The organism is Desulfosudis oleivorans Hxd3, from assembly GCF_000018405.1.
In the GTDB taxonomy this organism is placed as follows: domain Bacteria; phylum Desulfobacterota; class Desulfobacteria; order Desulfobacterales; family Desulfosudaceae; genus Desulfosudis; species Desulfosudis oleivorans.
The window spans coordinates 1,655,704-1,680,847 of the sequence record NC_009943.1 but is presented as its reverse complement, the minus strand read 5'-3'; the positions used below and the strand labels follow the sequence as shown (position 1 = coordinate 1,680,847).

At 58.4% G+C, this 25,144-nt stretch carries 20 protein-coding genes; 4 read left to right on the top strand and 16 right to left on the bottom strand.

All coding sequences use genetic code 11. The features are described 5' to 3' along the window. Positions 1 to 19: 19 nt before the first annotated feature. From DOLE_RS07255 to DOLE_RS07180, 16 genes are all read right to left on the bottom strand, one after another. Positions 20 to 847, bottom strand: a complete 828-nt coding sequence (locus DOLE_RS07255; protein ID WP_012174832.1) for a prolipoprotein diacylglyceryl transferase — start codon at positions 845 to 847, stop codon at positions 20 to 22. After that, entirely contained in the window at positions 835 to 2,961 is a 2,127-nt protein-coding gene (locus tag DOLE_RS07250) for a tetratricopeptide repeat protein (RefSeq protein WP_012174831.1), read from the bottom strand. Before DOLE_RS07250 ends, DOLE_RS07255 begins: the two co-directional genes overlap by 13 nt. A 181-nt stretch (positions 2,962 to 3,142) precedes the next feature. Further along, a complete protein-coding gene (locus DOLE_RS18670; protein ID WP_012174830.1) occupies positions 3,143 to 3,556 on the bottom strand; it encodes a type II secretion system protein in 414 nt (137 codons plus the stop codon). 133 nt (positions 3,557 to 3,689) lie between these two features. Beyond that, positions 3,690 to 4,907: a type II secretion system F family protein gene (locus DOLE_RS07240; RefSeq protein ID WP_012174829.1), complete on the bottom strand. Its 1,218-nt coding sequence runs from the start codon at positions 4,905 to 4,907 to the stop codon at positions 3,690 to 3,692. A gap of 6 nt (positions 4,908 to 4,913) precedes the next feature. Then, positions 4,914 to 6,647, bottom strand: a complete 1,734-nt coding sequence (locus DOLE_RS07235) for a GspE/PulE family protein (protein WP_012174828.1) — start codon at positions 6,645 to 6,647, stop codon at positions 4,914 to 4,916. Positions 6,648 to 6,672: 25 nt separating this feature from the next. Further along, entirely contained in the window at positions 6,673 to 7,965 is a 1,293-nt protein-coding gene (locus tag DOLE_RS17225) for an ExeA family protein (RefSeq protein ID WP_012174827.1), read from the bottom strand. A 3-nt stretch (positions 7,966 to 7,968) separates the two neighbouring features. After that, on the bottom strand, positions 7,969 to 9,615 hold the full coding sequence (gene pilQ, locus DOLE_RS07225) for a type IV pilus secretin PilQ (RefSeq protein ID WP_052294271.1): 1,647 nt from the start codon (positions 9,613 to 9,615) through the stop codon (positions 7,969 to 7,971). Beyond that, a complete protein-coding gene (locus tag DOLE_RS07220) occupies positions 9,615 to 10,139 on the bottom strand; it encodes a general secretion pathway protein GspB (protein ID WP_012174825.1) in 525 nt (174 codons plus the stop codon). The genes pilQ and DOLE_RS07220 overlap by 1 nt, the downstream gene beginning before the upstream one ends. A gap of 1 nt (position 10,140) precedes the next feature. Next, positions 10,141 to 10,686, bottom strand: a complete 546-nt coding sequence (locus tag DOLE_RS07215) for a hypothetical protein (RefSeq protein ID WP_012174824.1) — start codon at positions 10,684 to 10,686, stop codon at positions 10,141 to 10,143. Positions 10,687 to 10,698: 12 nt separating this feature from the next. Continuing rightward, entirely contained in the window at positions 10,699 to 12,495 is a 1,797-nt protein-coding gene (locus DOLE_RS07210) for a type IV pilus biogenesis protein PilM (protein WP_012174823.1), read from the bottom strand. A 139-nt stretch (positions 12,496 to 12,634) separates the two neighbouring features. Further along, positions 12,635 to 14,212 carry an MBL fold metallo-hydrolase RNA specificity domain-containing protein gene (locus tag DOLE_RS07205; protein WP_012174822.1) on the bottom strand — a complete coding sequence of 526 codons (1,578 nt, stop codon included), beginning with the start codon at positions 14,210 to 14,212 and terminating at the stop codon, positions 12,635 to 12,637. Between the two features lie 46 nt (positions 14,213 to 14,258). Next, the gene (locus DOLE_RS07200) at positions 14,259 to 15,437 is read right to left on the bottom strand and encodes a trans-sulfuration enzyme family protein (protein WP_012174821.1); all 1,179 of its coding nucleotides are present in this window, start codon (positions 15,435 to 15,437) and stop codon (positions 14,259 to 14,261) included. A 170-nt stretch (positions 15,438 to 15,607) separates the two neighbouring features. Beyond that, positions 15,608 to 18,484, bottom strand: coding sequence for a M16 family metallopeptidase (locus DOLE_RS07195; RefSeq protein WP_012174820.1), 2,877 nt, complete (start codon positions 18,482 to 18,484; stop codon positions 15,608 to 15,610). Beyond that, positions 18,481 to 19,545, bottom strand: a complete 1,065-nt coding sequence (locus DOLE_RS07190) for an MBL fold metallo-hydrolase (RefSeq protein WP_012174819.1) — start codon at positions 19,543 to 19,545, stop codon at positions 18,481 to 18,483. The genes DOLE_RS07195 and DOLE_RS07190 overlap by 4 nt, the downstream gene beginning before the upstream one ends. Positions 19,546 to 19,565: 20 nt before the next feature. Further along, entirely contained in the window at positions 19,566 to 19,856 is a 291-nt protein-coding gene (locus DOLE_RS07185; RefSeq protein WP_012174818.1) for a putative quinol monooxygenase, read from the bottom strand. Positions 19,857 to 20,014: 158 nt separating this feature from the next. Beyond that, positions 20,015 to 21,040, bottom strand: coding sequence for a uroporphyrinogen decarboxylase/cobalamine-independent methonine synthase family protein (locus tag DOLE_RS07180; RefSeq protein ID WP_012174817.1), 1,026 nt, complete (start codon positions 21,038 to 21,040; stop codon positions 20,015 to 20,017). A 454-nt stretch (positions 21,041 to 21,494) separates the two neighbouring features. Here DOLE_RS07180 and dapB point away from each other — a divergent pair, with 454 nt between their 5' ends. From dapB to DOLE_RS07160, 4 genes are all read left to right on the top strand, one after another. Then, the gene (dapB, locus tag DOLE_RS07175) at positions 21,495 to 22,331 is read left to right on the top strand and encodes a dihydrodipicolinate reductase (protein WP_012174816.1); all 837 of its coding nucleotides are present in this window, start codon (positions 21,495 to 21,497) and stop codon (positions 22,329 to 22,331) included. After that, positions 22,328 to 23,845, top strand: a complete 1,518-nt coding sequence (gene glpK, locus DOLE_RS07170) for a glycerol kinase GlpK (RefSeq protein ID WP_012174815.1) — start codon at positions 22,328 to 22,330, stop codon at positions 23,843 to 23,845. The genes dapB and glpK overlap by 4 nt, the downstream gene beginning before the upstream one ends. Before the next feature lie 352 nt (positions 23,846 to 24,197). Beyond that, complete coding sequence (locus DOLE_RS07165; RefSeq protein WP_012174814.1) at positions 24,198 to 24,758, top strand: 2-oxoacid:acceptor oxidoreductase family protein; 561 nt, start codon at positions 24,198 to 24,200, stop codon at positions 24,756 to 24,758. A gap of 4 nt (positions 24,759 to 24,762) precedes the next feature. Further along, positions 24,763 to 25,062, top strand: coding sequence for a 4Fe-4S binding protein (locus tag DOLE_RS07160; protein WP_012174813.1), 300 nt, complete (start codon positions 24,763 to 24,765; stop codon positions 25,060 to 25,062). Positions 25,063 to 25,144 lie beyond the last annotated feature (82 nt).

Sequence of the window (25,144 nt, the reverse complement as noted above, 5' to 3'; positions counted from 1 at the left end):
CTTTCCCCTCCCCGGCGGCCTATCCTTTCCTGTATCTTCTCTTAAACGCCCACAGGCCGATCACGGCAAACAGAAAAACCGATATCCACTGGGACGTGGAAACCCCTGCCCAGTAGGCCCGGTCCACATCATCCCTTACAAACTCGATTAAAAAACGGAACACCGCGTAGGCCAGCACCGACTTTACAAAGGTATGGGTTTTGCCTTTTCTGTAATGCCAAAAGGCAAACAGGGCCAGGCACACTAGAAAGATGGCCGAGATCAGCTGAGTGGGGATCACCGGCAGCGAGGCCGGCGGCAAAAAACCACGGGTCAACCCCCGGCGCCAGTGTTCGGAAGCAGCCACGGAACCGGGGGGAAAACGCATGCCAAAGGTTTCAGACACAATGCCGTGGCAGCAGCCGTTCAAAAAACAGCCGATCCGGACAGATCCCAGCACAATAAACAGGATAAAGGCTTTCCGGTTAAGCATCGGTGTCCACCGGGAGCCTGCCACCAGGGCCGCAATGGCGATGCCCAGGGGATAGAAAAAGACCGCGCCGTAGAGCACCTTTGTTGTTTTCAGGGGGTGGGTAAAGAGAATGTCACGCCAGGTCAGGGTGTCGGCGACATGGCGGGGAATGTTGTCAAACAGGTAGTGGAACCAGTTGGCGCCCTGAATGCAGAGGATCACCACGGCAAGGTAGCCCAGGGAAAGCCGCACAATCACTTCCGACTTGCCAATAACACCCGGCCGGGTCCAGAACACATCTTCAGAAAAGACAAAAGCAATCCATCCTGCCACGATGCCGGAGAGCATCATCAGGTAGTATGAGGAAAGGTTTCCCACCTGGATCACGGGATACATGGTATGCCTTTCTGCCGGTCAATACCGGTCCTCACCACCTGGCCCAGCAGTTCAAGGGATTGGGCCGGCGCCATCAGTGGCGGCAGATCCGGGTTGCCGGTCTCAATATCTTTGATCTGTTTGTTGATTTGTGTCAAGGGCCGGGTTGCTATAAATGCTGCCATGCAGCGCCGGGCACTTTTCGTATCGCCGGCCAGAAGCCGGTTTTCGGCAAGATAAAGCCACCCGGCCCCTGAATCCGGACGGCCGGCCATGTATTGCCTGAAAAACCACTCGCCTTTTTTGCTCTCTTCCAGGAACCCGAATGCCACGCCCAGGGGCAGAAAAAGGTCTGTCTTGTCCGGGGCCAGGGCCAGGGCCTGTTGCAGTTCGGCCAGGGCCGCATTTGAATGGTTTTGCGCCAGCAGAATCCTTGCCCGCAAAGCAAAAAGCCGGGACTTCGTGGCCGGCCCGACGGCTGGTTCAGCCAGCAGGTGATCTGCCATGTCAAGGGCGCGGGAAGGATCCGTGCGGGCATAAATCAGGCAGAGCTTGAACATATAGTACCGCTCCATTCGGCGGGAAAGGCCCGTGTCCCGGCCTTTGGCCTTTACCAGGGCCAGGGCCTCGGCCATGCAGTTTTGCGCCTTTTCAAAATTCCCGCGCTGGTAGTAGATACCGGCCATGTTTTCCAAAGTCCGGGTCTTTTTCAGGCGCTTGTCGTGGACCTTTTTTTCAAGGGCCACTGTATAGAGGGCCAGGGCCTTGTCCGTGTCTCCGGTTCGCTCGTAAAACCAGGCCAGGTTATGGTAAGGCCGGGTCAGGTCCGGGGCTTTTACGATAGCGCTTTGCCACAGGGATTCAGGAGATTGCCAGTCGTAGTTTCGCACATAAGTGCATATGCCCAGAAACAGAAAGCCAAAGGCAGCCACCCCGGCAATAGTATAATAGATAAACCGGCTTCGTTGCCGATAAATGGCCAGAAGCCGGTTAAGGCCCAGGGCCACGGGAAGAAACAAAAACATGGAAGGCAGGTAGTTTCTGTGTTCAAATACCAGCTCAAGAGGCAGGACCGTGGACTCTATCAGGTGGTGGACAAAATAAAACAGCACGGCAAAACAGGCCAGGGGATATTTTTTTCTGTAGACAAGGGCCGCCGCCAGCATGCCGAGAATCCCGGCCACAGACAGCAGCGTGGTGACCGGGTGAACAAAAGACGTGGAAAGGGTAAAATCGTGATCAATGGAAAAATTTTCCGGCACCGGCGCTAAAAACTGGTAGAGATAGAAAAAAAGAATTCGAGGCTCAGTGAGCAGCCGCTCCTTTAGTCCAAAGGGCCGGTCCACGTATCCATTCAGCAGGGAGGTGGAGAAGAGCCAGATGCCAATGCCAACGACGGCTGCCAGAACAATGGCAACCGGGACCACAGGGCGGACAAAAAGACGGCGCAGCCAGGCCGCGTCAAAAAAGCAGGCCTCCACCAGCAGGAGAGCTGCCGGAAACAGGGCCGCATTCTCCTTGGACCCCAGGGCCAGGGCCACCGTCACCAGGGCCAGAAACGCAAATCCCCAGGGCCGCCGGCTGTCAGCGCCGGCCGAAGCAATACGAAATTTCAGCCAGGCCCAGATCCCGACAACGTAAAACATGGCGGCAAGAGAGGCCATGCGCTGAACGATATAGGTTACAGCCTGGATCTGCATGGGGTGGGCGGCCCACAGCAGGGTGGCCACCCCCGCGATCAGCAGGCGGTCTGCCCAAGGTCGAGGGACCTTTCCAATTTCCAGCAGCAGCAGAATGGCCTTGAAAACAAACAGCGTGGCCACCAGGTGAATCAGCAGGTTGACCACATGATAGCCGGCCGGTCGCAGCCCGCCGACCCAGTGGTTCAGGGCAAAAGAGAGGTTGCTCACCGGCCGGTGAACATAGGACGCGCCGTCTTTTCCCATAGTACAGGCGTCGAGAACGGCCGGCAGGGACAGGCCCTCCATGTGCAGGTCGGCCCGGTCAACAATGTTGGGCACATCGTCAAACACAAAGTCGCCGTGAAAGGTATTGCCATAGAGGATCAGGACAAAAACAAGAATGCCGCTGATGGTAAAGATTGTTTTAGATGAATTGTCCGGTAGATGAGTCATGACCGCCGGTCCTGTTGGGTCGGTTTTACAGCATGTTTGTGGGGGAACCCCGCATGACGTCTGCCAGCATAGTATGCCAGCAGCCCGGCCAAGGCAAACAAAAAGGCGATGGCGCCAAACCGCCTAGGTTCAACGCCATCGCCAGGAAAGTTCAGAAAACGGACAGAATAAGACAGCCAGGTTATGGCAGGTTGAAGGATTTGGTGAAGGTTACAGAAGTTTCCGTCTTCTCTACAGTTATTCTCAGCACGGGAGGGGTGGCTGAGCCGTTATAACTTATACTGTCAATCGTATAATCCCCAAGCTCGTCCTCAATGGTAACGCTGTTGGTTCCGTCAGTCCATGCCGGTGTGTTATTAATATTGTTCGGTGCCGCGTCGTTTCTCAGCACAAAGCGAGAATAAGAAAGCGTGGCGTTGGAAAAGGCCGCGGCCGCAGCGCCCTCAAAGGCCTTTTCATTGGCATCATCGGTCAGGTCCATGAACTTGGGCACGGCCACAGCAGCCAGAATACCCAGGATCACGAGCACGGCAATGATTTCAATCAGGGTAAACCCGCCCTGGTTGCCCAAAAGTTTTTTTTCAAATTTTTTCATGGCGCACTCCTTTTATGGTTGGTTGTCTTCCGGTAACGATTGTTTGTTTTACAAAGATATCTGATTATAACAGATATTTTTAAATTAACAAGTAAGGATGAAGTCGCAAAAAGTTAAAATCCGTCAAGAATCATCACACCATCTTGGTCAAATCCCACATGGGCAGAAAGATGGCCAGGGCAAAAAACCCCACCACCACGGCCAGGGCAACGGTAAGAAACGGGCCCAGGGCATCGGCCAGCTGTTTGGTGGCATACTCCACCTCGGAGTCGTAATGGACCGAAATCTGGGAGAGCATGTCCTCCAGGTTGCCGGATTCTTCTCCAATGGCGATCATGTTGATCACCATGGGGGGAAAATATTTTGCCCGGCGCAGAGGCTCGGAAATGCCCCGGCCCTCCCGAATCCGGTCGCTGATGTTGGCCAGCTGGCGACGGATCACGGCGTTTCCCAGGGTATCTCCCAGGATGGACATGGACTCCAGCACGGCCACGCCGCTGTACTGCAGAATGGAAAAGATGCTGGCAAACCGGGACATGGCCCCTTTTAGCACCAGGTCCCCGATCAGGGGAATTTTCAGCAGCACCGTGTCTCTTACAAACCGGCCCTGTTCGGTTTTTAGATATCGAACCAGCAGGACCCCGCCGGCCACAGCCATCACCAGGAGATAGGGCCAGGCCGAAGAAAGAAAGGTGTAAAGGACCAGGCAGATTCTTGTGGGCAGGGGCAGATCAATGCCGGCCCGCTGGAAGATGGTAACAAATTTGGGAATCACGAACATCAGCAGCACCACAAAGGCGACACCCAAAAACGAGACCACGATGGCCGGGTAGAACATGGCGGACCGGATGTCGGCCTTCACCTTGGCCTCATGCTCGATGATGTAGATCAGCCGGGTCACCACGTCCACCAAGGAGCCGGAAGACTCGCCGGCCTTGAGCATGCTGCAGTAAAGCGGCGAAAAGATGGCCGGGTGTTTTTTAAAGGCGTCGTAAAGGCTGGCCCCCTCCTTGATGTCCCGGCTCATTTCAATGATGGCGTTGCGCAGCTGCCGGTTTTCGGTCTGGTTTTCCAGGGTCTGGAATATATTGATAATAGGGACCCCGGCCACCAGCATGGTCTTGAACTGCTTGGTAAAAAGCACCACGTCCCTGGACCCCACCGGAGAGAGAAGCCCCGCCATAACGGCGTTCAGCCGGTCTCCCCGCTGCCGGGTGCTCCGCCGGACATCCAGGGGAATGTATCCCTTCAGGGCCAGAGACTGGGAGACGCCCTCCACGTTGTCGGCCTCCATCTGCCCGGTGATCTTGTTGCCGCTTTCGGTAAGCGCGCTGTAGCTGTAAAGCGTCATATCAACCTATCCCATAACACCCTTGGCCGCCTCCTCAACAGTGGTAATGCCCAGGGCCGCCTTGCGGGCCGCGTCCTGCTTCAGGGTCTGAAGCTTGCCGGCAGTAACCGCGGCCCTTGTGATCTGGTGGGAAGTGGCCCGAGACACGATCATCTCCCGCACATCGTCATCAATTTCCAGAATCTCGTAGATGCCGGTGCGGCCTCTGTATCCGGTGTTCATGCAGTAGGCGCATCCTTTTCCCCGCTTGAACGTGGCTTTTTTCGCGTTTTCCAGGCCCATGAAGACCAGCGCTTCATGAGGCGGCTGGTAGGGTTCGGCGCAGTCTTCACACACTTTGCGAACCAGCCGCTGGGCCATGGAGACCAGCATCACCGACGAGACCAAAAAGGGCTCCACCCCCATGTCGATAAACCGGGTGATGGCGCCGGCCGCGTCGTTGGTGTGAACGGTGCTGAAAACCATGTGGCCGGTGAGGGCCGCCTGGGTGGCCACCTGGGCGGTTTCGCCGTCGCGAATTTCGCCCACCATAATCACGTCCGGGTCCTGGCGCAAAATGGAGCGCAGGCCGCTGGCAAAGGTCATGCCGGCCCGCCGGTTCAACTGGGCCTGGCGGATCTTTTCGATACGATACTCCACCGGGTCTTCCAGGGTGATGATGTTGATGTCCGGCTTGTTGATCCGGTTGATCATGGCAAACAGGGAGGTGCTTTTGCCGCTGCCCGTGGGCCCGGTGGCCAGGATCATGCCGTAGGGTTTCTGAATGTTGCGCTTGAGCTTTTCCTGGTCTTCAGAAGCCATGCCCAGCTGGTCCAGGGTGTAGACGCCGCCGGAGGTGTCCAGCAGCCGCAGCACCACATTTTCCCCGTAAATGGTGGGAATGGTGGAAACCCGGATGTTGATCTCCTTGTTCTCGATCTTCACGGTAAAGCGGCCGTCCTGGGGAATTCTGGAGACCGAGATGTCCAGGTTGGCCAGAATCTTGAGCCGGGAGACAATCGAGAGAAACAAGGTCTTGGGCGGGGCCGGCACCTCGTGCAGAACACCATCGACACGCAGCCGCACCTGGACGTAGCGCTTTTCCGGGCTGATGTGAATATCACTGGCACCCTGCCGCACCGCCTGGGCCAGCAGGGCGTTGACCAGCCGCACCACCGGGGCCTCCTCGGCCATGTGCTGCAAAGAGGATATTTCCGTGGCCCCGGCGTCTGCCGGTTCCTCGTCTTCTCCGTAGTCCATGGTCTCGGTCAGGTCGTATCCCTCTCCGGCAAAACCGTCGATGCGGGTTCCGTAAACCTGGGTAAACAGGTGGGAGAACTCCTGTTCCGTGCAGATCACGGGTTCCACCTCCAGGTCGCACTCGTCCTCAATGGCATCCAGGGAGCGAATGTCCAGGGGGTCGGTCATGGCCACCAGCAGGAGGTGGTTGCCCCGCCGCAAAGGCACCGCGCCGTATTTGCGGGACACGGTTTCTGCCAGGCTCTTCGCCAGTTCCATGGTCACGGGAAACTCGGCCGGGTCAAACCGCTGAATACCGGCCTGCCGGGAGACCAGGTCCACGATCATGGATTCGCTGACCACTCCCTCCCGAATGAGGAACTGGCCCAACTTCAAACCGGAGCGCTTCTGGGCCGCCACATAGCCGGTCAGTCGCTCCTCGGTCAGATAGCCGGCGTCCACCAGCATTTCGCCGAGTTTTTTCCGCGTGCGTTTGCCGCTCAGTTCTCCTGCTTCAGGCATGATTGTCAAGCCTCTCCTCTGTTGATTACTCTGCGGATCCGTCACCGGGCAGGGCCCCGTCATCCGGCCGGTCCGTGGCCGAAATAACGGCGGGCACGCCGTCTGCCGGCTTTTCCGCCTGGGGTTTTATTACCATAATCTTTGAAAGCCGTGGCCTTTTGACCTTTCGTGGCAACTCGACAGTCACTGCTTCCAAAACCGGCGCCGTTTTCTCGGACAGGACCGGAGCCGTCTCCTCCACCACCAACGGCGACGTTGGCGCCGGCCCGGTTTCCGGTGTCGGGTCAACCGTTAAAGATGCTGTTGCCGAAACAGCGGTTTCCTGAGCCGGGGTCGTTTCCTGTTGACTGTTGCCGGACGGTTCGACGGCAGTAAAAGAGACCGTCTCTTTGTCAGCCCTTCCCTGTGGAAGCAGGAAAAGTCCGCCGGCAATCAGCACAAACCCCACAAGAATACCGGCCACCAGGGGCGCCGCCGGGGGCCGCCGCACCAGTACCTCACGCGTGGTGCGATGGGCCGACACGTTGACCAGGCCGGATGTCACCCGGGTCTTGTTCTGAATGATCAATGCCAGCAGCACCTGGTGACACAGGTGAATGATCTTCCGGGGATATCCCCTGGAAAGCCTGTAAATACGCCACAGGGCCAGGGGCGTAAAGGAGACCGCCGCCCGGCCGTCCGACGCCCGGGTGATACGAAACCGGATAAACCCCACCGTCTCCCTGAAACTCAACGGCCCCAGCCGGTAAAACAGGTTGACCCGGTCCTTGAAATTTTCCCGCGCCTCCATCACCTGTTCCAGTTCCGGCTGGGCAAAAATAACAATCTGCAGCAGCTTGTGCTCGTTGGTCTCATAATTGAGCAGCTCCCGCAGAATCTCTAAGGCAAAGCCGGGAAGCTTCTGGCCTTCGTCTAAAATCACCAGGTGAATCTCTTCATTTTCCGCGCAGGCCAAAAACAGAAAATTTTTAACCCGTTCCTTGAGCATATTTTCGTCGGACCGCGCGTCCTGGGCCGTGCCGGTAAAGGCAAACAGCAAAGCCGATAAAAACTCTCCTGGTGAAGAAAAGGCCGGGTCCAGAAAAAGATGGGAATGAATTTTTTTATCTTCAGCAAGGCGGCGTATCAGGGTCCGGCACAGGGTGGTTTTGCCCGTACCCACATCGCCGACAACCACGTTAAGGCCCCGCCGCAGGCGAACGGCCAGTTCCACCTTCTGCATGCAGTCATGATGGGCAAAAGAGGGAAAAAACAGGTCAGGATCAGGCGCGTTGGAAAAGGGCTCCCGTTTTAACTGCAACAGGTTGAAATAGTCCATGGATCAGGAATCCCCGCCCGGCGCAACCGTTTTCTCCTTGTCGGCTCCCGCGCCAGTGGCGGCGGTATAGGGTTCCAGAATGTGCGGCGTGATAAAAATCAGCACCTCTTCCATGTCATTGGACCGGCTCGTGGACCGGAAGAAAAAACCCAGGATCGGTATGCGGCCCAGCAGCGGAACCCCGAACTGGCTCTGGGACGACGACTGTTTGTTAAGACCGCCGATCACCGTGGTCTGGCCGTCAAACAGGATCATCTCGGTTTCCGCGTTCTTGGTGATAATGGTGGGGTTGCCGTCGGTCAGGACCGCGTTGGACCAATCCAGCTCGTCCTTGTGGGTTTTGATTTTAACGCGCAGGGTTGAAGCGTCGATGATGTGGGGCGTCACCGCAAGGCTTAACACCGCTTTTTTCCACTCGATGTTTACCTCGTTGTCTTCCACGGTCTGGAAGGGGACATCCCGGCCGCTTTCGATCACCGCCGCGCTGTTGTCTAAAGTAGTGATGGAGGGCGAGGAGAGAATGTTCAGCTTCCCATCCTCCTCAAGGGCCGTAAGCTGGGCCGCGATCAGGCTCTGGCCCAGGTCCTGGTAAATATAACCAAGGGAAAGTCCTGTGTTGCCCAGGCTGGCCGGGAAATTGGCGGCCCAGTTACCGGTGGGGTTGGCCGCCACCGGGACACCGTTGGCGTCAAACAGGGTTTGGCCCGCGGGCCCTTCTGTGGCCCCGGTAAACCAGCTGTGCTGCTTGTCCTTGGCCACGCCGCCCCACTGGATGCCCAGCTGACGGGCCGTATCCTTGGAGGTCTCCACGATATGGGCCTCGATCAGCACCTGCCGGGTGGGCCGGTCGATCTGCCGAATCAGGGCCGCGCACTGTTCGATACCGGGCAGGGGTGTATGCACGATCACCGCGTTGTTCCGCTTGTCCACCACAACGCTCTGCTGTGCCTCTTTTACACCTTCCGCCGATGCCGCCCGGGCCGTGACCGGCTTGAGCAGGTTGGCCACGTCAGCGGCCTCAGAATACTTCAGAAAAAACACCTGGGTGACACTGCGCTCGCCCTGCTGCTTGCGGTATGCGTTTTCAATGGCAAAATCCTGCTGAATATCGGCCAGGGTCTTGATGCGCAGGGTGTCGCCGATGCGGTTGTAGGTCAGCCCGTGGGTCCGCAGCAGGCCGGCAAAGGCTTCCTTCCACGGCACGCCCTCGGCATTGATGTTGGCCCGGCCGCTCACACCGGCGCCGATGATGATGTTTTTGCCGGCGGCCTTGGTCAGCGCCCGAAGGATAACGGCGATATCGGTGTCTGTCATGTGAATGGTCACCGGCGTGTCGGGCAGCTCCTCGAGGCCGATCAGGGCGTTGCCGTCTTCCGCGCCCAGCTTGTAACCGGGCTTGACGTCAATGGTCTCGATGGCATTGCCTTTTTCTTCAGCGGCTTCCACCACAGCCAGGCTTTCCATGTCCGGCGACGGACCCGGCGAATACCCCTTTGAGGCCTCGGCCCGGGCCTGCCATTTTTCCAGGAAGTCCTGCTGCTGCACCGCCGACCGGTCTTTTGCGCATCCCCACGACACACACAGAGCCACCAGGCAAATCCACAGGACACGCCGGCCCATTCTTGCCCCCCACTGATTTTCCATCATCATTATTCCACCTTTACGTCGATTTCCTTCAGCTTTACGGTCACCTCTCCGCCGCCGTCACCCGACAGCACCACCCGGGTCGGCTGAATGCGGCGCAACACGTAGCCGCCGTCAACCAGCCGCTCCCCCTCCTCGTATTCCCGGCCGTTGATCACGGCCAGTCTCACATTCCCGATGGCAATATACCCGGAATAGACAAAACGGGTCTGGCCGCTGTCGCTGGTTGTTCCGCCGCTCTCGGGATTTCGCATGGCGGCCAGGGTCTCCGGCGCCACAAAGGGATCCGTGTCCCACCGGCTGTGCCGATGATCAAGAATATACTGTTCCCTGTCCGACAGCCCTGAATGGCCGGTCCGTGCCGCCAGTTCCATTGTAAAACCCGAAAGGCCCGCATCCGTCCGGGGAGCGGCCGTTTGCGCTATTTTATCGCCGGCGCCGGAAAACAGGTTTTTCAAGCCCAGCTCATAGGCGCCATATAAAAGGGCGATTCCCGCCAGCACCACAATAATTTTTTCCCGAAGCGTCATATCACCGGTCCATGTTGACCCACAGGGTCATGCCGTACTGTTTTTTTCCGTCCTGCCTGATGGTCATGCGACGAACATCCACGACCCGCTGTTCCATCTCCAGCATGTCAAACCATTTCGGCAGCTGTATAAAATTTCCGGTAAAGCCGATATCCAGCAGAAAGGAAGACTCCCCCTGCGTAATGGAAGCCAGGTCCGGCACGCAGGTCTCCAGGGTCAGTCCTGTCTTTCCAAGGGCATTCCGGAAGGCCTCGGGCAACAGGGTAATATCGGCATCGATCAGAAACGGTGTGGCCGTGCCGGCATCGATATCGGCAAGGATCGCGGCCATATCCTCGTGCTGCCTGACCAGTTCCTGGTAGGCGGGGTGAAGGATCTCCTGTTCTTTAAACTGGCCTTCAATCATGGCGATCTCCTGCCGGGCAAAATCAATTTTACCTGCCAGGGGCCGGATCAGCAGGAACGCCGCCAGGAAAAGCACCAGCATCCCCACGATCGCCACAATCAGCGCCTGTTTATATTTCTGCCGGACTGCATGACCGTTCATCCGCATTTGTCCTTACAGTGTGATGGTCGCCGAAAATTCCAAAACGTCCTGTCCGTCCAGCTGGGCCTTGCCGCGGCGGTTCACCCGGACCTGTTCGAACAGGGGGGACGCGCTCAGGTCCATGACATAGGCCGCCAGGGCCGACTCCTGGGCATACGCGCTGCCCAGCACATAACCTGAAAAATCGATCTGCCGGGACTCGGCCAGGCTCAGCGTCATGCCCGACAGTTTGATCTTTTCCGGCGTGAGCGCCACCATTTCGTGAATCAGCACCCTGGGGGCCAGTTTGGCGGTTTTGGCCCGCAGCACTTTCTGCTGGCTCTCCACCTTTGCCGAGATACTGGTTAAAACCCCCTGGTCCAGACCACCGGCCCCGGCATCCGTTCCTTGAACCAGCCGGCCTCTTTCGTTGTGCAGGCCCGCCAGGGTCAGACCCTGCCAGGAGACCATGCCGATACAGGCCGCCAGGGCCAGAAGAAAAACGGCCCATGCACCCTTGTTGACAATGGCGGCCTTCTGATAGGCCCGCTTGTCCGTGGCGGTAAAAAGAATATTGGGCGTGACGGCCAGGGAGGCCCGCACAAGACCCAGGCCAAACAGGAACTGGGCCTCCTGCTTGAGATGGTTTGCATGGAGCAGCCGGACGTCCGAGCTCAGAACATCGTCGGGCGTGTAGACGGGAATGCCCAGCAGATCAGCAATGGCGCTGACAAAGGGCCGGTATCCGGCCACCTCGCCGTGAATCAGCACGGCCGATACGCGGTCCGGCTGAATGTTCTGGCGAAAAAACGCGATGGTGCGCTCGACCTGCCGGCCGATCCGCTCCACGGCCGGACCAAGGGCCGGGAAAAGTGTGTCCGCGTCCGTTCCCGCCGCGTCCCCCATCTCCCGCATGTACCGCACCAGGTGGTCCACTGCCGTATCCCCCGGCCCCTCGTTCTCAAGATGGAGCACTTCCTCCCCTTCCCCGGCGCTCATCATGGCCTCGGCCAGGCTGGCCAGCCCGGCCCGGATCTGCCTCACCAGCATCAGGCTGGCCCCGGAAAAGATATGAATGGCCGACGCCTCCCGGCCCACGTGAACGCAGCAGATGTTTTCAATGTCCGGCCGAAGGGCACGGCTCTTGATCAGGGTCTGAAGGGCAAAGGCCCCGGACGTAATTCCCTCAACAACGCAGCCGGCCCCCTCCAGCACTTCCCGGGTTCGCGCCACCACGTCCTTATGAACGCTGTAGGCGCAGACCCCCAGCTTGGCAACCCCCCGCTCGGTTATTTCATCAAGCACCTCGTAATCAAACACAATGTCTTTTTCATCGGCCACCACCTCTTTTTTGTAACTCCAGAAGGCGGCATTGGCCAGGTTGTCACCCGTGGTTCTGGGCAGCTTGAGGTAGCGGATGTCCACCAGGTTGTCCGGCAGTACGCACCAGACACGGGAACGACGGGCCGGATCCAGACCGGCCAGGGCCTTGGAAATGATATCGCCAAATCCTTCGGAAAAAATATCGACGCCGTCCGGATAGGATATGTTAAGAATATCGGCCACATAGGCGCCGCCATCGACGCCGGTACCGGGCGTCACGATGGAAAAGGCTTCCTTGCCGAAGATAATGCCGGTGGGTGCGCTCCTGGCCGCTCGGGGAAAAAGAGTAGCGGACAACGCCGGGGTCCGCCGGGGCCGGAAGGTGGCGGCCGGGCCCGAAGGAATCGCATCCGGCCGGGAGGCCGGCGCGGCCGAAGATTCGGGCGCACTGGTTTTGATTTTATTTAAAAGACGCTCTGTGGAGGTCAACTCCTGTTCTTTTTTCATGCCCGGTCCCGGTCCAGTGATCGGTTGAAATATCTTTTAAACAGTAATTTTCAAGGATTATAATGTTATACCGTAAACATTGTCAACACCAATAACCGTCATCAGAAAAAACCGTATTCCGTTTTGCCGCCTGCGCCGGTCAGACGGCAATCGTCTCTCCCCGCCGGGGCACCACGGCATCAATCCCCTCTGCTTTCAGGCTCTTTGCAAAACAGGCGGACTGTTCCTTTTCACCGTGGACCACAACGGCTCTTCGAATGTCAAGGTTGGACTTCTTTACAAAACGCATCAGCTCGTGTTTGTCCGCATGGGCGGAAAACCCGCCGATGTTCTCCACCCGGGCCTTAAGCGGATACTCTTTGCCGAAAACCCGCATCATGGGCGGTTCCCCTTTTCTGCCCGACAGCTGGTATTCGGTGCCCTGCTCCAGAATGCGGCGGCCCAGGGTGTTTTCCGCCATATAGCCCACAATCAGAATGGCGTTTTTCTCGTTGTGGATCTTGTACCGCAGGTGGTGCAGGATGCGGCCGAACTCGCACATGCCTGAGGCGGTCACAACAATATGAGGCCGCTGGTCCTTCATTATTTCAATGGACTCCTCCACGGATTCAGTGAACAACACGTCCTGAAACACAAAGGGGTTATATCCCTTCTCCAGAAACGTTTTATGGGCTTCCCGGTCATAGGCTTCCGGATGCTCGGAAAAGACTCTGGTGAGGTTGCTGGCCAGTGGGCTGTCCACGTAAACCGGCACCCGGGGCACCTGCCCGGAGATATAAAGCTCATGAATCGAATAGAGAATCTCCTGGGTGCGGCCGTAGGCAAAGGCGGGAATCAGCACCGATCCGCCTTTATCCAGGGTCTCGTTTAACGCAACGCCCAGTCGCCGGGTCAGGTCGGCCACGGGTTCGTGCTCCCGGTCGCCGTAGGTGCTCTCAATGATCAGCAGGTCGATGTTCCGGTCTTCCGGGGCAAAATCCAGGGTGGGGTCTCGAATGATGGCCTTGTCAAACCGGCCCAGGTCCCCTGTGTAACAGATCCGTTTTACCCCGTCCCTGTCCTTACAGGTGATAATGGTAATGGCTGATCCCAGGATATGGCCGGCCGGATAAAGCGACACCGTCATCTCTTTTCCCACCATCACCGGGGACTGATAGGGGATCCCCTCAAAGCTGGACAGCGCGGCCCGGGCATCGGCCATCCGGTAAAGCGGTTCCACCGGCGCCAATTTGAAAGCGTCGGCCAGGGAGGCGATCTTTTCCCGGTCCAGCCGGTGGCGGCCCTGCTTGAGCAGCTTTTTCGCCCGCTCCTTGTCCCGGTTGGATATCCTGCCGGAATGTTTGTCTTCCGACTGCTTGTAAAGCGCGTTCCGCACCGCCTTGTAGTTCAGGTAATCGGCGTCCGACTCCTGAATATGGGCCGCGTCAGGCAGCATGTATTCACACACATCCCGGGTGGCGCGGGTGGAAACAATCCGGCCGGCAAAACCATCTTTCACCACCAGGGGCAGCCGTCCCGAATGGTCGATGTGAGCATGGGAAAGAATGATGTTGGTGATTGTTGCCGGATCGATGGGCATCTTTCTGTTTTTTTCAGCTGTCTCGTCCCGCCGGCCCTGGAACAGGCCGCAGTCCAGTAAAATACAGTCGTGCTCCGAACACAGCCGGTGCATGGAACCGGTCACCTCTTGTGTGGCGCCGTAACAGGTCAACTTCATTTCAAGTCCTTTTCGTCAATGTTAGCAGGAGACTGTAAGACGTCTCTTACGCCAGTGCCTGCTCGATATCGGCAATAATATCCTCGGCGTTTTCCACGCCCACGGCCAGGCGGATCAGGCCGTCCTTGATGCCCAGGGCCAGACGTTCCTTCCGGGTTTTATCGTAGTAACTGATGGTGGCCGGGTGGGTGATCAGCGACTCCACTCCGCCCAGGCTGGGGCCGATGTTGATGATCTTGAGCCGGCTCAAAAAATTGAGCACATACTCGCAGTCGCCTTCCACCTCAAAGGTCACCACAGCCCCAAACCCCTTCATCTGGGCCTTTGCCACGTCATGGTGGGGATGGCTGGGCAGGCCGGGATAGTAAACCCGGCTGATCTTGGGATGCCGTTCCAGTCCTTCGGCAACGATTTGGCCGTTTTCATTGAGCCGCTCCATGCGCAGGCCAAAGGTCTTCAGGCCCCGGATCAGCAGGTAGGCCGAATTGGGATCAATCACCCCGCCGGTGATTTTGAGGAATTCCCGAACCGGCTCCACCAGCTTCTTGCTGCCCAGCACCACGCCGCTGAGCAGGTCGTTGTGACCGGCCAGGTACTTGGTGGCGCTGTGAATCACGATATCCACCCCGTACTCCAGGGGTTTCTGGTTATACGGCGTGGCAAAGGTGCTGTCCGACACCACCAGAATGCCCTTGTCTTTAAAAATACCGATCAACCGTTCCAGGTCCATGATATTGAGGTAGGGGTTGGTGGGTGACTCGGAGAAAAAGAGCCGGGTGTTGGGTTTGATCGCCTTTTCCATGGCCTCGTAATCGCACATTTTCACCACCGTGCACTCGATGTCGAACTTGACCAGGCAGGCCTTGCAGAACTCCAGGGTGCGGCGGTAGGCGTCGTCGGTGATGATGATGTGGTCCCCGGACTTGAGCAGGCCGAACAGGGTGGTGGTGATGGCGCTCATGCCCGAAGAAAACAGCACCGCGTCCTCTGCCCCTTCCAGAAAGGCCAGCTTGTGTTCCGCGGCGATCTGGGTGGGATGGCCGTACCGGCCGTATTCAAACCGTTCCACCGCTCCCACGGCCAGCTTCTTTATCTCGTCGATATTCTTGAAGATAAACGTGGATGTCTGCACAATGGGCGTGGTCACCGACCCGTATTCGTTATACCGGATCTCACCGGCATGCACCGCCTTGGTTGAGATTCCCCAGTCTTTGTCCCCTTTCATTGAACACACTCCTTAGTCCTTAGAATGAATGCCTGGCATAAACTGTATCAAGTACCTGAGGCGCGCCTCCAGTCAATGGTTAGCGCTCAGTCTGTTCATCATCTGCTTCGGCAGCGAATAAAAACGCGCCCACTATACCGCAACACAACAGACAATGCAACGTCATGTTTTCAAAAGGATTCCGGAATAATGACCACGGCAGCGCCCCTGTCGTCCAACAGGTACTGACGGGCCAGGGCGGTCACCTCCTCCGGCGCGATGGACGCGTAATCATCGGTCAGGGTCCGGGCCCAGGCCAGCCGTTCCGGGTGTTCCCTGGAGCCCACCAGCACGCTGCCCATCCAGTACCGGTTCTGTTTGACCATCTCCCGAATGTGGGTCAGCGTGGGGTCCACGGCCCGGGTCACCTCGTCTTCGGACACCCCGTTTTCCAGAATATCCGCGGCAATGGCCCGCACCTGGTCCACCACTGTTTCGGCCTCGCCCGGTGCCACGTTTACCACCGCGTGCAGTGCCCCGTAACCGGGATAGGCGCAATAGGCCTCGTGATAGGCATACTGGGAGTAGGACTGGCCGGTTTCTTCCCGGATGGTGGTGCGCATGCGGTCGGTAAGAATGTCGGCCAGCACCGAAAGCCGCCGGTTGGCGTAAATATTCCAGCAGTCGTCCGTGGGCCAGGCCACCTGGACCCGGGCCTTTTCAATGGCCGTGGGCACCTGAAGCGTCAGCGATTCTCCCACGGGAAAGAGCGGCATCCCCTGGCGGCCTTCCGGGCCCGAAGAATCGGCCTCAAATACCATGGCGCCGAAATAGCGGGCCGCAACAGCAACCACCTGGTCCACATCCAGGTCTCCCACAACCGAGATCTCCGGCGGGGACCCGGCCAGGGCGTCGTCCACCCACGCGCGCATGTCTTCAACCGATACCGCAACAAAGGATTCATAGTCGGGCGGCATGCCGAACCGGGAGTCACCCCCGGCGAAAAAGCGATACCCGAAGCGGGCCATGGCGCCGTCAATGGTGTGCCCCATCTGTTTATAGTGGAGGGCCAGCTGTTCCAGGCTGCGTTGCCGGGCATCGGAGCCGCACCCGAAATCTTTGAAAAATGTGTAAAACAGCTGAAAAAGCAGTTCCACCTCGTCCGACGCGCAGCCCCCCCGAAGCTCAAACCGCTCCTGGGTCACGGCAAAGGAAAAGTCGGCGGTGGCGCCGGCCAGTGCCCGGCGCAGCTCATCGTTGGTCATTTTCTCAAAACCGCTCTCGTTGATCACAGCGGCGGAAAACTCGGCCAGGGCCGGTTTGTCAACAGGTTCCGACGACTCGCCATCACCAAAACCGACCCGCGCCATTACCTGGTCTTTCTCAAAGTCGGTTTTTCGAATGTTCAGCCTTACCCCGTTTTCAAAATCGACCTGGTGAATGTCAAGGTCGTCGATATAAACCTGCCGGACCTCCCTGCCCTGCGCTTCAGGTACCGGCAGGTAGGGGAAAACAGGGATTTCCCTTTCATCGGGCCGGGCCACCTTCTGTGTCCGGCTTTGGGCCATTATCGACAGGATATGGTCTTCCGGGGGTGCCCCCACCTGCGTCAGGTCCGCGTTGCCCGTGACCAGCACCAGCCGGTTATTCGGGGCCCAGGCCGCTTTGAGTGCCTTGTGCAGCATGGCCGGGGTAAAGCGTTGAGCCACCGGCGCCAGCAGGTCCTGAACCTGCTCCGGCGACTGAAGCACCCTTCCTGCGGCCAGGCTGTGAATGATCCGTCCGGCCAGACCGCCACTCTCCCGGGTGGGGGACTGCCGCACCTCTATCTCCAAAGCCTTGAGCATTTCCCTTCGGGCCTGCTCCACCTCGGCCGCGGTAAACCCGTAGGCCAGGGCCCGGCGCAGCTCCTGCTCAATGGCGGTCAGGGCGGTCTGCCATGTCTCCGGCGGGCAGGTGGCGGAAACATGAGCATAGTCGATCTGTTCAAAGGCCCGGCCCGCGGCGGTGGAGGCCGACGTAAAGGGCGGGGACGCGGTTTCGGCCAGGTCGTCCAGCCGGTTGTCCAGTATCCAGAAGGCCGTGTCCCGGATAAAGCGCTCCCTGACTCGCGCCTTTGAATCCGGCGGCTCTTCGGCCTGCACCATGGTTTCAATGGTCACCTCGGTGCCGCCCGCCTCTTTTTCAAAATGGTAAAAGGCTTTTTCACCCTGGTGGGCCACCCGGCCGTAATCGGGCACCGGCATCGCCGGGGTCCTGGATTCCATTGCACCAAAAGCCTCCCGCACCAGGGCTTCGGCAGCAGCGGTATCCATGTCGCCGGCCACCACCAGCACCAGCCGCTCGGGCCGATACCAGGCATCGTAAAAGTTTTTCAGCGTCTCCCGGTCCGCGGCCTGGATCACCGGTTCAATGCCGATGGGCAGGCGGTCAACGATCCGGGCACCCTCCATCTCAAAGGCCAAGGTGGCGGTAAAGGTCCGGTAGGCCACTGAATCGCGGGTCCGCTTTTCCGCCAGGATCACCTCCCGCTCCCGGTCTATCTCCTCGGGCAGCAGCAGGGCCCCTTCGGCATAATCGGTCATCACGACCAGCCCCTCGCGCAGGGTCTGTTCATCCCCGGCAGGCAGGTGCAGATCGTAGATGGTGCGGAAAAACCCGGTCCGGGCATTGGCGTCGTTGCCGAACCGCATGCCGATCTCCTGAAAATAGCGGATCAGCTCTCCCGGAGGAAAGTGGGTGGAGCCGCAGAAGAGCATGTGCTCCAGAAAATGGGCCAGCCCCTGCTGGTCGTCGGTTTCATGAAAAGAGCCGGCGTCCGTCACCAGGTGCATGTAAACCCGGTCTTCGGGCCGCCGGTTTTCCATCAGCACATAGGAAAACCCGTTGTCAAGGGTGCCGAACACCAGGGCCGGGTCCGGCGCAAGGTCGCTGGCCTGGTGGGGGAACCGGTCCGCCCGGCAGGGGCAGGCAAAATCCGGCAGCAGGCCGGACAAGGCCGCGCAGCCGCTGAACAAAAGCACTGACATCAAAACGGCTGCCAGTTGGACTGTCAAACGTCGTCTCATAAATCCTCCAGGCTTGCGGCCTGCCCGAAAACGGGCACCACAAAAGTTTTATCCGCAAGACCATGCTCACGAACCAGCCGGCCAAGACGTTCGGCCGGTTCGTCCATGGGCTCGTCGGTAAGCTGAAACGTGCCAAAGTGAATGGCAGCGGACCGGCGGGCCCCCAGGTCCAGGTGGACCTGAAAGGCCTGCTCCGGGGTCAGGTGCACGGTCTCCATCATCCAGTGCGGCTCATAGGCCCCGATGGGAATAAAGGCCAGGTCCACGGTGCCCAGCCGCCTGCCGATCTCTTTAAAAAAACCGCCGTACCCGGAATCTCCGATAAAACAGACAGTGCCTGACGGCGCCGTGATGCCGAACCCGCCCCACAGGCTTTGATTGTAATCGGTCACGCCCCGGCGGGAAAAATGACGGGCCGGGGTAAACAGAACGGTGATACCGCCCACCGCTGTTTCCTGCCACCAGTCCAGTTCGCGAACATGGTCAATGCCGTGGCGCCCCAGGGTGCGACTGCTGCCCAGGCCCGCGATCACCAGGGGATTGTCCCGGGCCGCCAGCCGCCGAAGGGTGGGAATGTCCATGTGGTCGTAATGGTTGTGGGAGATCAGCACAACGTCAATGGGGGGAAGCTTTGAAAAAGCGATGCCCGGTGCCGCCACGCGCTTTGGCCCGGCCCAGGAGACCATGCTGGCCCGTTTTGACCAGATGGGATCGGTCAGGATGTTGATGCCGTCGGTCTGGATCAGCACCGTGGCATGGCCCACTACCGTGTAACGAATACCCTTTTCCACCCGCTCGGAAGTAATGCCGCCGGCAGTGGCCGGCACGGAATCGGGCCATTGGGCCTTTTTACGGGTCAGGCCCCATTTAATCATATCCCAGGCATTGTGCTTCTTGGTGGGCTCGATATTGTAAAACTGTCGTCCGGTCATTGTCTCCCTGTACCGGCTGTCATAAACGCCACGGCCTTCAACCGCTGAGGGCAGCCGCTCTTCAGCCCGGCACTCGAAGCCCGACGCAAGCGCCACGATGATAATACCCAGCCGGAAAAAATTGTTCATAAATTTTTACGAAGCCACCCTCAAATGGCGTCCAGCTCATCATACATCTCGATCACCGGTTTCTCCGCCAGCAGGTCTTTGAGACCGGCAAACGCCTTTTTGAAATGATCGGTGGAACTGTGGGCCACCAGGGCGTCCATGTCCTTGTACTGCTCATAGAAAAGAAAGACCGAAGGGTCGGTCTGGCTGCGGTGCAGGGTATAGACAAGGGTGCCCTCCTCCTGGCTGACCTCGGCAACCAGCCCCTTTAAAATCGATTCCACTGCTGCCTGGCTTTCCGCCTTTGCTTTCAGTTTTGCCACAACGACCATGATCCGCTCCTTTCTGCTACCGGTTGCTGTTCAATATTTCACAGGCCTTTATCATAGGCCATCGGCCCACGAAAATAAACCGGTTTTGATTTTGATCGCCCCTGAAGAGGACTGCCCCGGGCAACATCATAAGACGAATCATGTTAATTCTGCGTGGTCTACAGGTAAGAATCCCGCAGCATGGCGGACATCTGCTTTACCGTGGCAAAGGCCCGCTCCACGGTCTTCTCCTTGTCCGGGTTGACCAGGCAGCAGGTGGCCGGCGACAGCATGGACCGTGAGACCAGCAGTTCCCGGTCAACGCCTTTGGACCAGAGCACCTTCCACACCATTTCCAGGCGCGCGATCAGGGAAGGAATCTCTTCTCCGGCAAAAACCTCGAAACCCGTGGGCACGATGCCCCACACAATGGCTCCGCCCCGGTCCAGAAACCGGCCGATGGCCCCGGCATAGGAGGCAAACACCTCGGCATTGGTGTAAAGGTCCATGGACAGGACATCCAGGTCCATACGGAGCAGAAAGTCCCAGTCCGGGTTGCCGCACAGGTGAATGCCCCGGGGCCGGTCCACCCGGGCAAAGAATTCGTCCAGCTCGCCTTTGGCCTTCAGGTCGCTGTAACCGGCCATGGCGGAAAAAAGAAACTGAAGGCCCGGCTCGTCAACGAACATGAAGGCATTGGCATTTTTCTCTTTTAACCGGGCCAGCTGCACGTTGAGCCGTTTGGCCATGAACTCCAGCATAAAGGGCCGCACCGTGTCGTCAAACAGAATGGGCCGCTCGTCCTGGTCCAACACATTGAACCCGAAGCTGATGGGGCCCTCCAGCTGGCCCCGGATGGCGGGCCGGTCAGAAAGATCCATGGCCAGGAACCGGTGATACACCACGGAATAGGTCTCGCTGATGTCAAAGGTGGCCGGGTCATCAAAGCGGGCCAGGGTCTCTTCAAACTCGGCCGCGAATTTGTCCATGGAAAACCGCAGGGTCCGATCTTCCAGGTCCAGCACAATGCCGGGAAAGTGTTCGGCCGCCTGCACATACATGTCTTCATAATAATTGTAGTTGGGCAGCTGGGGCCAGAACGGCACGTCCAGGGAGAGGGCTGTTTCCAGTGCCCGGTCCACGTCGGTGTGGGGCATCACCGCCATGGCGGTGGTGAGCAGGTTTCCCGGAATAACGGTCTTCATGCGCATTGTCCTTTATTTGGTGACTGGGAGCGAAAAACCATACCAGTACAGCCGGAGTATGTCAATTTTCAAACCACCCTGCCCCTGCCTCTAAATCTTACCCTTACTCTTACTCTTGCTCTTACTCTTGCCCGTGATCTTGCCCGTAATCTTCGTGGCCTTCGTGTTTAAATTCGGCCGGCCGACTCAATCGGCATGGCGTCTCAACACGAAGATCACGAAGGAAACGAAGCGCACGAAGAAAATACAAAACGTCATTGCGAGCGAAGCGAAGCAATCTTGTCCATATGTGAAGGAGATTGCTTCGTCGTTTCACTCCTCGCAATGACGGGGAAGCACTTCGATACCGATACCGATACCGATTTGGGTTGTGAGGCCGGAACATTATCAATGATGGAAAGCACACCGGCTTTCTGTTATAATTTTTCGATTAAAAAAATTGAGGAGCAAAAAAATGCAGCTTATTCCCATCATGATCAACGGCCTGCCCGGCAACGTGGCAAAGATGATCGTCTCCCACGTATTGCGGGACTCCCGGTTTGCCCTGGTCCCTTTCTCCCTTACCGGCCCGGAGATTCAGGAGGCGGCCGTTGAGGTGGCCGGCACGTCGATTCAACTGGTCCGGCCCGATGTCCGGGCGGCACGGATCGGTGATATCAAAAAACAGTGTCCCGGCCTGATCAGCGTGGACTACACCCACCCCACGGCTGTAAACGGCAATTGCGAATTCTACTGCGCCCACGGTCTGCCCTTTGTCATGGGCACCACCGGCGGAGACCGGGACCGCCTGGATCCGGCGGTTCGGGCGTCTTCCATCTGCGCGGTGATCGCCCCGAATATGGCCAAACAGGTGGTGGGGTTCCAGGCCATGCTGGCCCATGCCGCCGACACCTTTCCCGGCCTGTTTGCCGGCTACACCATGACGGTCAGGGAGAGCCACCAGAAGGGCAAGGCCGACACCAGCGGCACGGCCAGGGCCGTGGTCCATTCCTTTAACAGGCTGGGCGTGCACTTTTCAGAGGATCAAATCGAGATGATCCGCGACCCCGAGGTACAGAAACGTGAGTGGGGCATTCCGGAAGAACATCTGGGGGGCCACGGCTGGCACACCTACACCCTGACATCGCCGGACCGCACCGTCACCTTTGAGTTCAAACACAACATCAACGGCCGGGACATCTATGCCGACGGCACCCTGGACGCGGTGGTGTTTCTGCACCAAAAGGTGGCCAGAGGGGAAAAAGGCACCGTCTTTTCCATGATCGACGTCTTAACAGGAGGTTGCTCATGACCGATAAACAGTACGTGGGCGCCATTGACCAGGGCACCACCAGCACCCGTTTCGTGGTGTTTGACACAACCGGCGCCATGGTGGCCAGCCACCAGGTGGAACACCGGCAGATTTACCCGGAACCGGGGTTCGTGGAGCATGACCCCATGGAGATTCGGGCCAACACAGCCGGCATCATTGCCGAAGCCCTGAAAAAAGGGCTGATTGAACCGGACCAGATCGCTGCCGTGGGCATCACCAACCAGCGGGAAACCACGGTGGTGTGGAACCGGCACACCGGCAGGCCCCTTTATAACGCCATAGTGTGGCAGGACACCCGCACCGCGGACATGTGCACCGCGCTAAAACAGGAGGGCCACGAACCGCTGTTTAAGGAAAAAACCGGGCTGCCGGCAGCCTCCTATTTTTCCGGCCCCAAGATCAGGTGGATTCTTGATAATGTGGAAGGGGCCCGGGCAGCGGCCGAAAAAGGGGATGCCCTGTTCGGCAACATGGACACCTGGCTGATCTGGTGGCTCACCGGCGGGCCGGGCAAGGGGGTGCATGTCACGGACGTGACCAATGCCAGCCGCACCATGCTGATGAACCTTGAAACCCTGGCCTGGGACAGCGAGCTTTTAAAGATCCTCGACATTCCGGAAAAGATGCTGCCCCGCATCATGGCCTCCAGCGAGGTTTACGGCCATGCCGCCCAAAACTGGGGCCTAGCACCGGGCACCCCGGTTTCCGGGGACCTGGGGGACCAGCAGGCGGCCCTGTTCGGCCAGGTCTGCTTTGAGCCGGGGGAAGCCAAAAACACATACGGCACCGGCTGTTTTCTGCTGTCCAACACCGGCCAGAAAATTATTCACTCAAACCACGGCCTGCTGACCACCCTGGGCTACAAAATTGGGAACGAGCCCCCGGTCTACGCCCTTGAGGGATCAGTGGCCGTTGCCGGGTCCCTGGTGCAGTGGCTGCGGGACAACCTGAACCTGATCCGCACCTCCCCCGAGGTTGAAGACCTGGCCAAAACCGTTGCCGACAACGGCGGCGTCTATTTTGTGCCGGCCTTTTCCGGCCTGTTTGCCCCACACTGGGACAGCTCAGCCCGGGGCCTGATCATCGGCATGACCCACTACATCAACAAAGGCCACATCGCCCGGGCGGCCCTGGAGTCCACGGCCTTTCAGGTCAACGAGATTTTCAGCGCCATGGAAAAGGATTCCGGCATTCCCTTCAAATCCCTGAAGGTGGATGGCGGCATGGCGGCCAACGACCTGCTGATGCAGTTCCAGGCCGACCTGGTGCGCGTTCCGGTGATCCGGTCCGCGGTCCTGGAATCCACAGTGCTGGGCGCGGCCTATGCCGCCGGCCTGGCCGTTGGCTTCTGGAGCAAAAAGGAGGACCTGCGACGCCACTGGAAGGAAAACGGCCAATGGCAGCCGGAAATGGCGGCCGCCCTTCGGGATAAAATGTGCGCCCAGTGGGACAAGGCGATAAAACGGGCCGCCGGCTGGAAGGAGGAAGGATGAAGACCGACCGTTTGGAAACCTTTTTCATGTCCTCATAAGACGTGTCCTCATAAGAAACAGATGAACACGAACTATGAGTTCCTGCCATCAAAATCCAAATCGGGATCGCTATCGGGATCGGGGTCGGGATCGAAATTAATCATCCCTGCTGTTTCGATACCGATAGCGATACCGATCCCGATAGCGATAACAGGGGATGCGGACAGATCGTAACTTTTATTAAATCGTTAACTTCCGGCTTGATTTTATTGGCCCGGTTTGACATATCTAATGCCGCAGGCGCGGAAAATCGTTTTTTCGTATACGGTACACCTCGATACAAAGATATACGCGATACATTAAGGACACATGCATGAAACCTTCGGACATGGATATCCGGTGGCACGGCCGGGGCGGCCAGGGTGCCATCACCGCGGCCAAGATCGTGGCCAACGTGGCCTTTGCCTCGGGGTACAGGGGTGTGGCCATGATCCCCACCTTCGGCACCGAACGGCGGGGGGCGCCGGTCTTCACCTCGTTAAAGCTTTCCACAAAAGACATTTACGACCTGTCCCCCCTTGAGCAGCCCGACGTGATCGTGATCCTTGACGAACACCTGATCGCCGAGGCCAATGTCACCGGGGGCATCAAGCCCGGCGGGACCATTATCATCAACACCCACAAACCGGTCAGCGCCTACGTGTTCGACAATGTCACAACGGCCGTGGCCGATGTTTCTGAAATCGCCGTGGAAGTGGGGATGCCAAGGGCCATTGTCAACACCGGCATTATCGGCGCCTTTGCCAGGGCCACCGGCCTGGTGGAAATCGAGCCCCTGCTTGCGGCCATTGAAAAAGAGTTTGACGGCAAGCGGGCCCGGCGCAATGCAGAGGCGGCCCGGCTGGCCTATGAACGTACAATAATCGGAGTATGATAATATGGGAAAAAAGAAATACGCGGCCCACACGTCCCACAGTGAACCCGGCCCCGGAGACGGCGGCAACACCGGTTCCTGGCGGGTGGAATATCCGGTCATCGACGAAAGTCGTTGCATTCCGGCCAAAAAGAAAACCCGGGGCTGCTTTCTGTGCTGGCTGCACTGCCCGGACGGCGTGATTTCCCAGACCATTCCGCCCGCCATTGACCTGCAATACTGCAAGGGGTGCGGCATCTGCGCCGAAGAGTGCCCGGCCGGCGCCATCACCATGGTGGCGGAAACCGAAAGAAAAGAGGAGTAAGACATATACCCGTCATTGCGAGGAGCGAAGCGACGAAGCAATCTCCTTCGCAAACGTTCAAGATTGCTTTGCTTCGCTCGCA